This window comes from Algoriphagus iocasae (assembly GCF_014206875.1).
Lineage (GTDB): Bacteria > Bacteroidota > Bacteroidia > Cytophagales > Cyclobacteriaceae > Algoriphagus > Algoriphagus iocasae.
The window spans coordinates 223606-238482 of sequence record NZ_JACIJO010000001.1 but is presented as its reverse complement, the minus strand read 5'-3'; the positions used below and the strand labels follow the sequence as shown (position 1 = coordinate 238482).

At 39.2% G+C, this 14877-nt stretch carries 15 protein-coding genes; 7 read left to right on the top strand and 8 right to left on the bottom strand.

Going from position 1 to position 14877, the window contains the following annotated elements; translation table 11 throughout:
- Window positions 1–245 precede the first annotated feature (245 nt).
- From kduI to FHS59_RS01040, 5 genes are read left to right on the top strand one after another with little or no spacing between them, the layout of a single operon-like run.
- Window positions 246–1085, top strand: coding sequence for a 5-dehydro-4-deoxy-D-glucuronate isomerase (gene kduI, locus FHS59_RS01060; protein ID WP_184492563.1), 840 nt, complete (start codon window positions 246–248; stop codon window positions 1083–1085).
- Between the two features lies 1 nt (window position 1086).
- Window positions 1087–1875, top strand: a complete 789-nt coding sequence (locus FHS59_RS01055) for a gluconate 5-dehydrogenase (protein ID WP_184492562.1) — start codon at window positions 1087–1089, stop codon at window positions 1873–1875.
- A 51-nt stretch (window positions 1876–1926) separates the two neighbouring features.
- Window positions 1927–2943, top strand: a complete 1017-nt coding sequence (locus tag FHS59_RS01050) for a LacI family DNA-binding transcriptional regulator (protein ID WP_184492561.1) — start codon at window positions 1927–1929, stop codon at window positions 2941–2943.
- Window positions 2944–2955: 12 nt separating this feature from the next.
- On the top strand, window positions 2956–4380 hold the full coding sequence (gene uxaC, locus FHS59_RS01045; RefSeq protein WP_184492560.1) for a glucuronate isomerase: 1425 nt from the start codon (window positions 2956–2958) through the stop codon (window positions 4378–4380).
- A gap of 12 nt (window positions 4381–4392) precedes the next feature.
- Window positions 4393–5796 (top strand): tagaturonate reductase, encoded by a 1404-nt coding sequence (locus FHS59_RS01040; protein WP_184492559.1) that lies wholly within the window; start codon window positions 4393–4395, stop codon window positions 5794–5796.
- Here FHS59_RS01040 and FHS59_RS01035 read toward each other — a convergent pair.
- From FHS59_RS01035 to rpsT, 8 genes are all read right to left on the bottom strand, one after another.
- A complete protein-coding gene (locus FHS59_RS01035; protein ID WP_184492558.1) occupies window positions 5786–6550 on the bottom strand; it encodes a zinc-dependent peptidase in 765 nt (254 codons plus the stop codon). The genes FHS59_RS01040 and FHS59_RS01035 overlap by 11 nt on opposite strands.
- Before the next feature lie 197 nt (window positions 6551–6747).
- Window positions 6748–8313: a ribonuclease Y gene (gene rny / locus FHS59_RS01030; RefSeq protein WP_184492557.1), complete on the bottom strand. Its 1566-nt coding sequence runs from the start codon at window positions 8311–8313 to the stop codon at window positions 6748–6750.
- Between the two features lie 68 nt (window positions 8314–8381).
- Window positions 8382–8666, bottom strand: a complete 285-nt coding sequence (locus FHS59_RS01025; protein WP_184492556.1) for a cell division protein ZapA — start codon at window positions 8664–8666, stop codon at window positions 8382–8384.
- Window position 8667: 1 nt separating this feature from the next.
- Window positions 8668–8952, bottom strand: coding sequence for a hypothetical protein (locus tag FHS59_RS01020; protein ID WP_184492555.1), 285 nt, complete (start codon window positions 8950–8952; stop codon window positions 8668–8670).
- Between the two features lie 2 nt (window positions 8953–8954).
- Window positions 8955–11369: a phenylalanine--tRNA ligase subunit beta gene (gene pheT, locus FHS59_RS01015; protein ID WP_184492554.1), complete on the bottom strand. Its 2415-nt coding sequence runs from the start codon at window positions 11367–11369 to the stop codon at window positions 8955–8957.
- Between the two features lie 118 nt (window positions 11370–11487).
- Window positions 11488–12105 (bottom strand): DUF1684 domain-containing protein, encoded by a 618-nt coding sequence (locus FHS59_RS01010; protein ID WP_184492553.1) that lies wholly within the window; start codon window positions 12103–12105, stop codon window positions 11488–11490.
- Window positions 12106–12109: 4 nt separating this feature from the next.
- Window positions 12110–12805 (bottom strand): RadC family protein, encoded by a 696-nt coding sequence (gene radC / locus FHS59_RS01005; protein ID WP_184492552.1) that lies wholly within the window; start codon window positions 12803–12805, stop codon window positions 12110–12112.
- Window positions 12806–12901: 96 nt separating this feature from the next.
- A complete protein-coding gene (rpsT, locus tag FHS59_RS01000) occupies window positions 12902–13156 on the bottom strand; it encodes a 30S ribosomal protein S20 (protein ID WP_074222937.1) in 255 nt (84 codons plus the stop codon).
- A gap of 305 nt (window positions 13157–13461) precedes the next feature.
- On the opposite strand from rpsT, the gene FHS59_RS00995 reads away from it, so the two are divergent.
- Complete coding sequence (locus FHS59_RS00995; RefSeq protein WP_184492551.1) at window positions 13462–14310, top strand: zinc dependent phospholipase C family protein; 849 nt, start codon at window positions 13462–13464, stop codon at window positions 14308–14310.
- Between the two features lie 151 nt (window positions 14311–14461).
- Window positions 14462–14833: a four helix bundle protein gene (locus FHS59_RS00990; RefSeq protein WP_184492550.1), complete on the top strand. Its 372-nt coding sequence runs from the start codon at window positions 14462–14464 to the stop codon at window positions 14831–14833.
- The last annotated feature ends 44 nt before the right edge of the window (window positions 14834–14877 follow it).

Here is a 14877-nt window from a genome sequence, read left to right as displayed (position 1 = left end):
ATTAAACTCAATAGAAACTTTTAGAAAGTTTTGTTTCAAATTTTGAGCAATCGATTGCATATTAAAAATAATTTCTGAAATAAAAAATAAATAACCTGATAGCGATATTTAATATTGTTTTTTAACATTTTAAATCGTTTTTGAACTTCAATTATGATTTAAAAGAAATAATTATTGCTCTCCAGAATAAGTTAATAAATTTCAATTTTAATAGTATATTGCGCAAACGATTACATAAATCCAAAATGAATACTGTAATAAAAACCCAATATTCTTCCCATCCGGAGGATTTTAAATCTTATGACACCTCAGAGATACGTGATAAATTTTTAATCGAGGAGTTTTTTCAAACAGACATGATTTCGGGTGTATACACCATGGAAGATAGGCTTATCGTAGGAGGAATCCATCCAGTATCTAAGTCCCTTCAACTAGAACCTGTCGATCAATTAAAAGCTGAGACTTTTCTAGAAAGAAGGGAAATAGGAATTATTAATGTTGGAGCAAAAACAAAAATAGAGGCAGACGGAACGGTTTATGAACTCGATACCAAAGAGGCTCTTTACATAGGAAAGGGAACTTCTAATGTGATATTCCATCCTACTGAAACGGGTGATACTTTTTTATATTTTAATTCCGCCCCAGCGCATATGACTTATCCAACTACCAAAGTATCCAAAGAGAATGCTGAGGTGGTAACATTGGGTTCTTTGGAAAATTCAAACCATAGAACGATCTATAAGCTTTTGGTCAATTCAGTGGTCAAAACATGCCAACTTCAAATGGGCATGACTGAATTAAAACCTGGGTCGGTCTGGAATACCATGCCAGCACATACACATGATAGAAGAATGGAAGCTTACTTCTATTTTGATGTCAAAGAAGGAAATGTGGTATCCCACTTTATGGGTCAACCTAATGAAACAAGACATATTTGGGTAAAAAATCATCAAGCAATCATTTCCCCTCCTTGGTCTATTCACAGTGGTGCAGGAACTTCCAATTACACTTTTATTTGGGGAATGGCAGGAGAAAACATGAATTATGGTGACATGGACACTGTAAAACCTTCTGATTTAAAATAAGATGAAGCCGAACTTTGATCTAACTGGCAAAACCGCATTGGTCACTGGAGCAACCCATGGCTTGGGAATGGCAATGGCAAAAGCCTTGGCACATCAAGGAGCCCAGCTTGTCATCAACGGACACACACCTGAAAAGATGGATGCCGCCATTGGGCAGTACACTGCGGAGGGAATCACAGTCCACCCTTATTTATTTGATGTAAGGGATGCGGGTCTGGTAAACCAAGCTATTTCAAAGATTGAGGCCGAAGTCGGCGCAATCGACATTCTGGTAAATAATGCCGGGATGATCCAACGGACTCCAGCCTTGGAGATGGATCCAAACGATTTTCGAAAGATCATAGACATTGATTTAGTTTCGCCATTTATCGTTTCTCAACGGGTAGCAAAGACCATGGTGGAAAGAGGGACTGGAGGTAAAATCATTAACATTTGTTCTATGATGAGTGAGTTGGGAAGAAATACAGTAAGTGCTTATGCTGCCGCAAAAGGTGGATTAAAAATGCTTACAAGAAATCTCGCCACAGAATGGGCAAAATTCAATATTCAGGTCAATGGAATTGGCCCTGGTTATTTTGCCACTGAGCAAACAGCTCCAATCCGTGTCGATGGACATCCTTTCAATGATTTTATTATCAACAGAACCCCAGCTGCGAAATGGGGTGATCCTGATGACCTAGGAGGAACAGCCGTATTTCTGGCTAGTTCGGCCAGTGATTTCATTAATGGACAGATTATCTATGTAGACGGAGGAATTCTCGCAACAATAGGAAAACCTCATGGAGAATGATAAACCTTAAAATCCATAAATTGGAACAATATACCCAAACCGCTATCTGTAATGAAGAAACAAAAAGCCACCATTCATGACATAGCTGAAAAGTTGAAAATAACCGCAAGTACTGTATCAAGAGCTTTAAATGACAATCCGAGGATTTCTGAAGCCACTAAGAAAAAGGTACTTAAAATAGCAAAACAACTCAACTATCAGCCAAACCATATTGCCTCAGCTTTACGAAGCGGAAAAAGTAGATTAATTGGAGTGATTGTTCCTACTGCCAACAGGAATTTCTTCTCGTCTGTGATCAGAGGAATTGAAGAAATCGCCAATAGCTTAAATTATAAAATCATCATTTCGCAATCTTATGATGAATTTGATAAGGAAGTTCAAACGGTGGAGGCTTTATTGAATGCAAGGGTGGATGGGATAATTGCTTCGATCGGAAAGGCGACGGAAAACTTTGATCACTTTGAAAAAATTATGAACAAAGGAATTCCCTTGGTTCTATTTGACAGGATTTCGAATGAATTGGAAGTTAGCCAAGTGGTCATTGATGATTATTTGGGTGCTTATCAAACAGTAGATCATTTGATTCAAAACGGGTGTAAAAGAATTGTTCATTTTACAAGTACACAGAGAATAAACATCTATAAAGAAAGAAAACGAGGATACGAAGACGCCCTGAAAGACCATGGTTTGACTGTTGATCCGGAACTGATAGTTTATAGCAACATGCAGCTGGAAGATGGAAGGAAAAAAATGGAGGAAATTCTAAAGAAAAAAATCTCTTTTGATGGGGTCTTTTCCGCTTCAGATTATGCCATTATGGGTGCCATGCAAGTATTAAAGGAACATGGATATAAAATCCCCGAACAGGTGAAACTTGCAGGTTTTGGTAATGAACCCTTCACATCTTTTACAGAGCCGGCCATTACCACAGTGGATCAGAAAAGTATTCCAATGGGCAAAATCACTGCAGAAACTTTCTTTGAGCTATTAAACAGCCCAAACACCGACACTGTGGCAAAGAAAACCATACTTAAACCAGAATTAATCATCAGAGACTCTTCTAAATAGTCTTTTAATATCATGTATTCATCACCATTGCAATCCACGGGATTTTTGTCTGAAAACTTCCTTTTAAAAAGTGAATTCAGTCAGATTCTATATCATACTTATGCTTCTCACCAGCCTATTATTGATTACCACTGCCATCTTTCACCGAAAGACATCGCATTAAACAGGCAATTCAATAATATCACTGAAGCATGGCTGGAAGGAGACCACTACAAATGGAGGGCAATGAGAACCATGGGAATTCCTGAAAAATTTATTACTGGAAACAGTACTCCGGAATTAAAATTTCAAAAATGGTCCGAAACTGTTCCCTACACCATGAGAAACCCTCTTTATCATTGGACTCATCTTGAACTTCAGAGGTATTTTGGGATCGAAGAACTGTTAACTGGAGCCAATGGAGTAGATATTTACAATGAAACAAATGCTCTGCTCACCAGCGGGAATTATAACACCCAAGGTCTCCTTCATAAAATGAATGTAGAAACCGTCTGTACCACAGATGATCCAACAGATGACCTGGATTCCCATCTTCAGATGAAGCATTCAAATGCTCCTGTTAAGATGTATCCTGCCTTCAGGCCGGACAAATCATTTGCCGTAGAAAATCCAATCACCTATAAAGCTTACCTAGAAAAGCTAGGCGCTGTATCAGGAATTTCTATTCGATCTTTTGAAGATCTATTATCTGCTTTGCAAAACCGGATTGATTTCTTTGATCAAATGGGTTGTCGACTTTCGGATCATGGAATGGAGAAACTCTATTTCTTTAAAAATGGGGCTTATTCTATTTCCTCACTTTTCCATAAAGTGTACCAAGGCGAGGAGCTGAAGATCGAGGAAATTGAATATTTCAAATTTGCCACCCTACTTGAACTATGTAAAATGTACGCTTCAAAAGGCTGGACACAACAATTTCACTTAGGGGCTATCCGAAATACCAATGAGCGAATGCTGTCTATCCTGGGACCGGATACGGGTTTTGATTCCATTGGGGATTTTGAGCAGGCAGCACCCTTAGCTGGCTTTTTAAACGAGCTCGACAAAACTGACCAACTCGCAAAAACCATCCTTTACAACCTCAACCCTCGGGACAATGAAGTATTTGCAACCATGGCAGGTAACTTTAATGATGGTTCTGTTAAAGGCAAAATTCAGTTCGGTTCAGGTTGGTGGTTTTTAGATCAAAAAGATGGAATGGAAAAGCAACTCAATGTACTTTCAAACATGGGGATGCTAAGTTGCTTTGTGGGTATGCTTACTGATTCCAGAAGTTTCCTTTCATTTCCAAGACACGAATACTTCCGAAGAACACTTTGCAATTTGATAGGCCAAGATGTGGAAAATGGAGAATTACCCGCTGATGAAGAATGGCTCGGTAAAATCGTTTCTGACATCTGTTACCACAATGCTAAAGATTTTTTCCAATTTGCTTAATCATTTAACAACATGAAATCACTGACTCGATCTGCTGTTTCAGCAAAACCCAGACCTATCAAAATCCTTCAATTCGGAAATGGAAATTTCCTACGGGGCTTTACTGACTACATGGTAGATGAAGCCAATGACAAAGGTGTTTTTGATGGAAATATCCAAGTAGTACAGGTGCACTCCCCTATTGCAGATCCAAAAATGATCGCTCAAGATTGTCTGTTTCATGTTTTGATCAGAGGTTTAAAGGACGGGAAGCGGGTGGATGAAGCCAAGTTGATCACCTGCGTTTCCGGAATTTGCAATCCAAATGAGGATTATCAAGCTTACTTGGAACTCGCCAAAAACCCGGATTTAAGGTTTGTGATTTCGAATACCACCGAATCAGGAATTCAATTTGACCCCTCGGATATTGACCCGACTAAAGTTCCCAATTCATTCCCAGCCATCTTAGCGGCTTTGCTTTATCAACGATTCCTGCATTTTGAGGGAGATACTTCCAAAGGATTTGTATTCATTCCTTGCGAATTGATAGAAAACAATGGAGGAACGCTGAAGGCTTGTATTGACCAATATGCGACACTTTGGAAACTTCCCAATGCATTTACAGAATGGCTTTACAGTGCTTGTACATTTTGCAATACATTGGTGGATAGGATCGTCCCAGGTTTTCCGAAAGACAGCATCCAGGAAATTCAAGAGCGTATTGGATTTGAGGATAAACTGGCGGTAATGGCTGAACCTTTCCACTTCTGGGCGATAGAAGCTCCGGATCATGTGAAGGAAGAGTTCCCGCTGGACAAAGCCGGACTGGATGTGTTATTTGTCAAAGACCTGACGCCATTCAGAACCAGAAAAGTAAGAATCCTTAATGGAGGTCATACCTCTATGGTTCCTTATGCATACCTATCAGGAATCCGAACTGTGCGTGAAGCTGTGGAAGATCCTGTAATCGGAAAATTTATGAGAGAGGTGATTTTCAATGAAATTATCCCAACATTGGACATGCCAAAAGATGAATTGGAAAAGTTTGCAAACGATGTTTTAGAGCGATTTGCCAATCCTTTCATTCATCATGAATTGATCTCCATCGCTTTGAATTCCATTCCAAAATTCAAGGTAAGAGTACTTCCCTCCTTATTAGAATACCATAAGAAAAATAAAACTTGGCCTCCACTTTTGGTGAAATCCCTAGCTGCTCTTCTTGTTTTCTATAAAGGTGAATATCATGGAGAAACCATTCCATTGAAAGATGATCCAGCGATTCTAGAATTCTTCAAAAAAGCTTGGGAGCTTTCTACAACTGAAGAAACTGTAAACAAACTCTTGTCTGAGTATAGTTATTGGGGATTGGATTTAAGTGAAATAGAGGGACTTCCAGAACTTGTTTCACAAGAAGCTAAAACACTGATTAATTCTTAATCCAAACCCTCGGATCTTGTCTCAATAGGCGCACAATTGTGCCGTACAATTTTGAATTGTATTGAAAAAACTGATGTGGTCGTTCGAAGAAATTTTCCAATGCTACAGCGAAAAACTCATGTTCGTTGATTCCGCCCGCAGACCTGAAAAATGAGACTTGGCCTGATTTTATTTTTTCAACCTCCTCTATAGCTAGAGCTTTATAATCCATGTAAGTAGACAAGTCAAAAAAATCACTTTCATCATTTCCCTTGATGATGTTTTCTAGTTTTAAAGCATGGGCAATTTCATGAATACCTAAATTCTCACCATCTCTTTCATTTTCGTATCCTCTTAGAAAACAATTCCAGGAAAGTACTATAATCCCATGTCTCGGGTTCACTTCCCCTCGATGATATTGTTTGGAAATAGTACTGTAATACGTATCTGGATAGATTAATATTTTGCTGAAATGTGGAAGCCTCAGTTCCCGAAATCCAAAAGTCACCATCACAATAGTGGCTCCTATCAGGAGTTTCATCTCTTGAGTGATTACTCTGATTTCGGACCTGCCTATAAAGGTCCTGCCTTTTAAAACCATCTCCAGCTTACTCACAAACTCCTCTTTGTGATTTGGATTCAGCCGTTGGTAAAAAGGAAAATTATTCTCCAGATAAACCTTATCTGCACTACTGAGTTTGGGTCTCCTCAGATAAGAATGACGCTGAAAGATCCTTTCCAAAATCTTATGAAGAAGTGAATAGAATAAATACATAGGCACAAAAAAGAGGCTGCCTCATTTGACTGTTATTTGTCAGCCTGAGCACTGAAGCGACAAAAGTCGCGTATATCGAAGGCTTGAAATTTATAATCAAACCACATTTCGATTTCGAGACTCTCGTCTCTCAAGTGCTCAATGTGACAAACAGTTCTTTTGAAACAACCTCCTTAAAGTAAGAATTAATTCTTAAGTTATCTAGCGTAATTCACGGCTCTCATTTCTCTGATCACAGTGATCTTGATTTGTCCAGGATATTGCATTTCCTTTTCGATTTTCTGAGAAATATCGAAGGAAAGTTTTCCGGCTGTAGAGTCATCTACATTGTCTGCATCTACTAGCACACGTAGCTCTCTACCTGCCTGCATGGCAAAACATTTATTCACTCCATCAAAGCTTAAAGCCAACTCCTCCAATTCTTTCAGACGCTTGATGTAACTATCCATCACTTCTCTTCTCGCACCTGGTCTCGCACCTGAAATGGCATCGGATGCCTGTACAATCGGAGAAATCATCGAAGTCATCTCAATCTCATCGTGGTGAGCTCCAATAGCATTACAGATTTCAGGATGTTCTTTGTAACGTTTTGCCAGCTCCATACCCAATACTGCGTGAGGCAACTCTTGCTCTTCCGGCCATACTTTTCCGATATCGTGAAGTAAGCCGGCACGTTTTGCCATCTTGGCATTTAAGCCCATTTCGGCAGCCATAGTTGCTGAAAGCTTCGCTACTTCTCTGGAGTGCTGAAGCAAATTCTGTCCATAGGAAGATCTAAATCTCATTCGACCCACCATTCGGATCAATTCTGGATGAAGACCGTGAATCCCAAGATCGATACAAGTTCTCTCTCCAATTTCTACGATCTCTTCTTCAATGTTCTTTTCAGTCTTCGCAACAACCTCTTCAATTCTTGCCGGGTGGATTCTACCATCCTGCACCAATCTATGAAGTGAAAGCTTGGCAATTTCTCTTCTCACAGGATCAAAACCTGAAATAATTATTGCTTCAGGAGTATCATCCACTACGATTTCTACTCCAGTAGCGGCTTCAAGAGCTCTGATATTTCTACCTTCTCTACCAATGATTTTTCCTTTGATATCATCACTTTCGATATTGAAAACAGAAACGCAGTTTTCTACCGCATGCTCAGTTGCAGTACGCTGGATGGTGTCCAAAACAATTTTCTTCGCCTGCTTGGTAGCAGTCAGTTTGGCTTCGTCTAGAATATCCTTGATCTGAGAGGATGCTTTGGATTGAGCTTCCTCTGTAAGCATAGTCACAAGCTGTTCTCTAGCCTCTTCACGGGTAAGATTTGCGACTTTTTCCAAGTCTGCAATTCGCTGATTGGTCACTCGATCCAGCTCTTCTTTTTTCACCTGAACGGCATGAAGCTGGGCAGATAAATTCTCTTTTTTACTGTCTAGTTCAGCTTCTTTTCTCTTTAGCTGCTCCAGTTCTTTTGAAACCTGCTGCTCTCTTTGCTTGACTTTATTTTCATTAGAAATGATAATGTTTTTCTTATTACTCACTTCTTCATCAAACTCAGATTTGAGTTTCAGGTACTTTTCTTTTGCTTCAAGAATACGGTCTTTCTTGATGGATTCGGCATTGATCTCTGCCTCTCTGAGCATGGATTTCACACGCTCTTTAGTCTCTTCTTCGAGTTTTTGGTTTTTATTTTTGATCAATAATCCCGCTATCGCGGCTCCAACGCCAAGCCCAACCAGGGCGGCAAGGATGATGTATACTATCTCTCCCATAGGTTATTTATATATAATTCACCTGCGGGGAATCTGAAAAATTCCTGAAATAAGGTTGTAACAAATAATTACAAGGCTTTCGAAAGTAGGGTATTCAGTTGGGAAATACTGTTGCGGATATGTTCACTATCTTCTGCATTTACTTCATTGGTTTCCAATGACTCCACCATGCAGTCAAAAGCTACCATTGCCAGTAAATCCTGATTATCATCTAACCCAAACTCCTCTTTATACCTTCTCAATTTTTCATTAATCAACTTGCCCGCATGCCTGATCTTGGCTTCATCCTCGATCTTGACGCGCATGGGATATTCTCTGTCCCCTATTTTTACTTTGATGGCAAGTGTCTCCATATCACTCGGATAAGTAGGTGATTAAATGGTCGATTTCTTGTATATAATTATTGATTAATTCACTCATTTCGGTGGAATCTCCTGAATTCACCGGTCGGCTGTCTACAATGTTACTAATTTTAATCTTATTTTTAAAATGTTCGATTTCCTGCTCCTTTTGACTTAATTCAGCCGTCATTTCAGTCATTTTTTCCTTCAATTGCTCATTTTCTTCGCTCAAATGAAGTAATTTCTTACTGGCTTGATGTACCAGCTTTTCTAATTTTTGCAGTTCGTCGTGGATCATTTCTAAGTACGGATCAATGCACCTACTTCTTTTTCAAAGGCTTGAATCAATTTACTCATTGTTTTGTCAATTACCTTATCGGTCAGGGTATTTTCCTGATCCTGTAGATGAAAACTCAATGCATATGCCTTTTTACCTGCATCGATTTTGTCACCTTGGTACACATCAAAAACGCCAATTCTTCGTAATAATTTTCCTCCGAATTTAATTCCTACGGATTTTACCTGATCAAAGGTTACCGTTTTGTCAATTACCAAAGACAAATCTCTCCTTACTTCCGGGAATTTTGAGATCTCCTCGTAGCTCTTCAATCCACTGGCTTTCTTGCAAAGCAAGTCCCAATCCAACTCAGCAAAGAAAACTTCCTGTCTCACTTCTGCCAACTTGAGCAACTTGTCATCCACCAAACCAATAGACCCAATCTCTTTCTGACCCAACATCAATTTCAAACCATAAGCAAATGGAGCTGTTTCCACCATGCTCACATCTCCGATATTGATATTTAATTTATCCAAAATCTTTTCTACTGTGGAATATAAATCTGCAAATGCAAATGGTCTAGCAGGCTCAATCCAACTCTCAGAAGATTTATTCCCAGAATGGAAAATCGCCAATCGTCTTCCTTCTTTGTATCCATCTTCTGTCTTTTGATACACAGTACCAAATTCAAAAGTTTTCAGATCTGTCTGCCTACGATTGATATTTCTCGCCAAAACTTCCAATCCTGTAAACAACAAAGTCTGACGCATTACTCCCAAATCCTCACTTAGCTTGTTATAGATTTCAACGCTTTTGGTTGGATCCAAATAGCCGGATTTTTCTGCATAAGAAGGTTTTGTCAAACTATTGGTAATCATTTCGAAATACCCCTGACCAGAAAGAATCTCAGTCAATCGATATTGAAGTTTATTAAGATCTTTAACTGGATGCTCAGCCAGATAATCGGTTTTCAAATTTTCGGCAAGAAGAACCTGATGGAAGCCATGGATTCTTAAAATCTCTTCGATAATGTCCGCCTCACGGGTCACATCCACACGATATGGTTTGGCAATTGCCGTTAAACCCTCTGCTGTTTCATTCTTTACCTGAATGTCCAAGCTTTCCAAAATGGACTTCACTTCAGATGGCTCGATTTTCTTCCCAATCAAACGATTCACATGACCATACTCCACATCAATCACGAAATCCTCAATCGGATTTGGATAAAGATCTACGATATCAGAAGCTACTTTACCTCCAGCAATTTCCTGAAGCAATTTCACTGCTTGCTTCAAGGCATAAACAGGCATATTAGGGTCTGTTCCGCGCTCGAATCTGAAAGAAGCATCAGTTTTTAAGCCATGAAACTGACTTCCTTTACGAATAATATCCGGAGAGAAATAAGCAGATTCAAGGAAAATCGACGTGGTTTCATCAGAAACACCAGAACCTTCTCCTCCGAAAACACCTGCGATACATAAACCTCCTTTTGGGTCTTTGATCATCAGTTCCTCACCAGAAAGCTTACGCTCTTTTTCATCCAAAGTCACAAATTTTGTATCCTTTGGAAGTTTCCCAACAATGATTTTCCCTTCGGAAATTTTATCTGCATCAAAAGCATGAAGAGGCTGCCCCAGGTCATGCAAAATAAAATTGGTGATATCCACCACATTATTAATTGGCTCCAAATCCAGCGATCGGAGAAAATTTTGAAGCCATTGCGGAGAAGGCGCTACTTTCAAATCAGTCACAACCACCCCAGCATATCTAGGACAATCATCTGCATTTTCCACCTCTACAGTGATAGTAGGGCCATCAGCTTCTTTTTTCATTTCACCTTCAGCTGGTAGAATGATATCTCTTCCCAATAATGCTTTCAAGTCCCTTGCAACACCCAAATGAGAAGCTGCATCAGCTCTATTGGGAGTTAGCCCGATCTCTAAAACCTGATCTTGGGAGATTTCCAGAAGTTGGGAGGCTGGTGTACCATTCGGAAGGTCTGTATTCAGAACCATGATTCCGGCATGACTGGTACCAAGACCCAATTCATCTTCGGCACAGATCATCCCTTCAGAAACCTGACCTCTGATTTTTGCTTTCTTGAGCGTTAATGGATCGCCCGAAGTCGGATAAATAGTGGTACCTACTTTGGCAACCAACACTTTTTGACCTGCAGCCACATTCGGAGCTCCACAAACAATCTGCGAAGGAGTATCCAAACCCACATCCACTGTGGTTAAACTTAGCTTATCAGCATCTGGATGTTTTTCACAGGTTAAAACCTCGCCGATCACCACACCTTCCAGGGCTCCTTTTATCGACTCAAATTCCTCAATCCCTTCTACTTCAAGTCCAGATCTGGTCAGCAATGCTGCAATCTCTTCTGGGCTTTCTGTTAATTGGAGATGATTTTTAAGTCTGTTTATTGAAATTTTCATTGAATATTAGCTAGTGCTTTCGAATCTAAGATTCGTATTGATAAACAAAAAGGGTTCGAAAACCCCAAATTGATTAGAATAAGCTACAAATTTAAGAGAATTGCGGTAGGCAAAAAGGCTATTTATCGTAATTTTTCTCTCCTGCCGGAATTGGGATTTCCAGGATGTTCTCACGAGGTGGAATCGGGCATGCGTAATCCGGATTATAAGCACAATAAGGATTATAAGCCAAATTAAAATCCAAGGTGATACTGGATTTCCCATCTTGTCTTGCATTGATGTAACGTCCTCCACCATAGGTTTCTACTCCACTGGTTTCATCTGCAAAAGCCAAAAAGAAATTTCTCTTATCCGATTCATCCATGGACTGCATCAGCAACAAGCGCTGTGGTTTTCCCTGAATCTCAAACTCAGCCCAGGAATGCTCAATGTATCGCTCTTTAGAACCATCTGTCAAAGGAACCTCCCTCACTTTTTTATTTTCTATTGTCACCATCAAGGCTTTCACCTTGTAAGTTGGGTCAATGGGATAAAATTCCAGCTTCGTAAAAGACTGCTTTTGGGACTCTGTCAAAGGGGATTCAGCATTGAATCGGATAAACTTAAACTGTCTTTCCCGTTCTGCCTCCACCTTTTCAATATATGCCTCGGGGCTATCGGTACTTGTTAAGGTATAGGCAACCGCAGCGATGATTACTATCGCCACCAGCAAGGTTAAAATGTGTTTTGGTTTCATCTATTTAAATCATTCCTTCATCTGCAAAGCTAAAGTAGCCAACATCTGTAAAAATCACATGATCTAAAACAGGCAAATCCAATTCTCTCCCCACTTTTACCATTCTTTCTGTCAATCTCTTGTCTTGTTCGGATGGTTTCAGATTCCCACTGGGATGATTGTGTACCAAAATAATGGATTGGGCTAAGTGTTCCAAAGCTGCTTTAAAGACCAGTTTGGTATCCACAACTGTGCCTGCCGTGCCCCCTTGGGAAATAAGATGTTTTTTGATGACCTGATTAGATCGACTCAATAAAATCAGATAAAAATATTCTATTTGTTCGTCCTGAAGTTCTTGCTTCATCAGCTGATAAATATCCTGAGAGCAAGTGATCTTTGGTTTTTGTAATGGCTCTGCCTCTTTCCTCCTTCTTCCAAGCTCCATCGCTGCCACGATCGAAATTGCTTTTGCTTCGCCGATTCCCTTAAATTTCTTCAAATCCTGAATAGTCAGCCTTGCCAAAGAAAATAAGTCTTGATTGACCGATGAAAGGATATTTCTCGATAAATCCACTGCACTTAGTGAAGGAGTACCAGATCCAATTAATATTGCAATTAGCTCAGCATCAGAGAGTGCAGACTTGCCTTTTAGTAAAAGCTTTTCTCTTGGCCGATCTTCTTCTGCCAGTTGAGAAATCTTGATGGAGGAATTATTTTCCATGTCAACAAATAAAAAAGTTCAACTAAAAATACTAACTTATAGGCAATAAAAAAACCCTGACAAGCAGGGTTTTTTTAAAGATAGAATCTTTAAGTATTAACCAAGAGCGTTAACTAACTTGGCCAATCTTGATTTCTTGTTATTAGCGTTGTTTTTGTGAATCACATTTTTCTTCGCCAATTTATCCAACATAGAAACTACTTTTTTGTAAAGCTCAGTAGCTTCAACTTTATCAGTAGTAGCTTTCAATCTTTTGATGAAAGTTCTGGTTGTTTTGGCTTGGTATCTGTTTCTCAAACGCTTCGCTTCGTTTGCACGAATTCTCTTAAGTGCTGATTTGTGATTTGCCATATCTAGTTATAATAAATAAATTCTTTACGTTCCCCTATTCCGAATTGGAGTGCAAAGTTATTAGAAATTATTTACACTGCCAATTTATTTCTTGAATTACAGCAAATTGTCCAATTCATCAAAACCTGAAAATTGTACTATTTCGCCTATTCTGGCACAAAGATAGGTTATTTTCTAAGATTTCACAGTTTAATATTTTAACATTTTTAGATATGACTGGATCATTTATTTTAATTTTTTGTCAGTTTTTTTTGATTCAAACCTCCTTCTTTTGGGGTTTTTATGCGCATTCATTGATCAATCGAATGGCGGTTTATTCTTTACCACCGGAATTAATCCAGTTTTACAAACCTCATATTCAATACATTACTGAAAACGCAGTAAACCCTGACAAGCGGCGCTACGCTGTGGAAGGTGAAGCCGAAAAACACTACATAGATTTGGATCAATATGGAGAGAATGCGCTGGAAATTCTTCCTGAATATTGGTTTGTTGCGGTAGAAAAATTCTCAGAAGACTCCCTGCGAGCCAAAGGAATTGGCCCTTGGTCCGCCTACCTTACTTTTCAAAATCTCACCAAAGCTTTCGAAGAAAAAAATGCGTTGGCCATACTCAGACTATCCGCAGATTTGGGGCATTACCTGGGAGATCTGAATGTCCCGCTCCATACAACTGAAAATTATAACGGTCAACTCACAGATCAAATCGGCATTCATGGTTTTTGGGAAAGCAGGATTCCCGAGTTATTGGCTTCTGATTTTTCGCTTTGGGTAGGCAAAGCAAGTTATGTAGACCAACCTCAAAAGGAGATTTGGAAAGCCGTAAAACGGGCACATAGCCAGGTGGATTCAGTTTTATTTTTTGAAAAGAAGTTGACCGAAGATTTTGCTCCAGATCAAAAATTCAGCTTCGAAGAACGAAACAAGCAAACTGTCCGGGTTTATTCAAAAGAATTCACAGAAGCCTATGCCGCCGCCCTTGACCAGCAGGTCGAAAGACAAATGAAACATGCCATCAAAATGATCGCCGACTTCTGGTACACCGCCTGGATCAACGCCGGGCAACCAGAATTACCTAACATCGCTAATATGCCTCTTGAAGAAGAGGTAATAGTACCTAATAAAAGGATAAAGGTGAGAGAACACGGTAATTAGTGTTCAGTTGGCAGTCGCAGTGTTCAGTAGATAGCCGAAGTGTTCAGTAGGCAGTCGCAGTAATCAGTAGGCAGTTAGGAGATATAGGGTTTTTAGAACTACAAAGAGAATTAATAAAAGAAAAGATTTTTCAATTTTTACTAAAAGACTTATGGACTACAAACAACTATTAGCATTCAAAAAAGGATTTGAATTAGCCATGCTCATTTTTAATATTTCAAAAAGTTTTCCCAAAGAAGAAAAATATTCATTAACTGATCAAGTAAGAAGGTCAAGCAGATCTGTATGTGCATGTATAGCTGAATCATATAGAAAACGAATATTCCCAGCTCATTTTAAATCTAAACTAAGCGATGCAGACATGGAAAACAGTGAAACCAACGTTTGGTTAGATTTTGCACATGCATGCAATTACATAATTGATGAAACGCATTTAGATCTAATCCAAAAATCAGAGGAAGTAGGGAAACTCATAAATTATATGATGTTGAATCCTTCAAAATTCGGTGTTTCAGGAAAATAGCTTATTGAAACTACGCAGTAATACTTGACCACTGCCCACTGAGA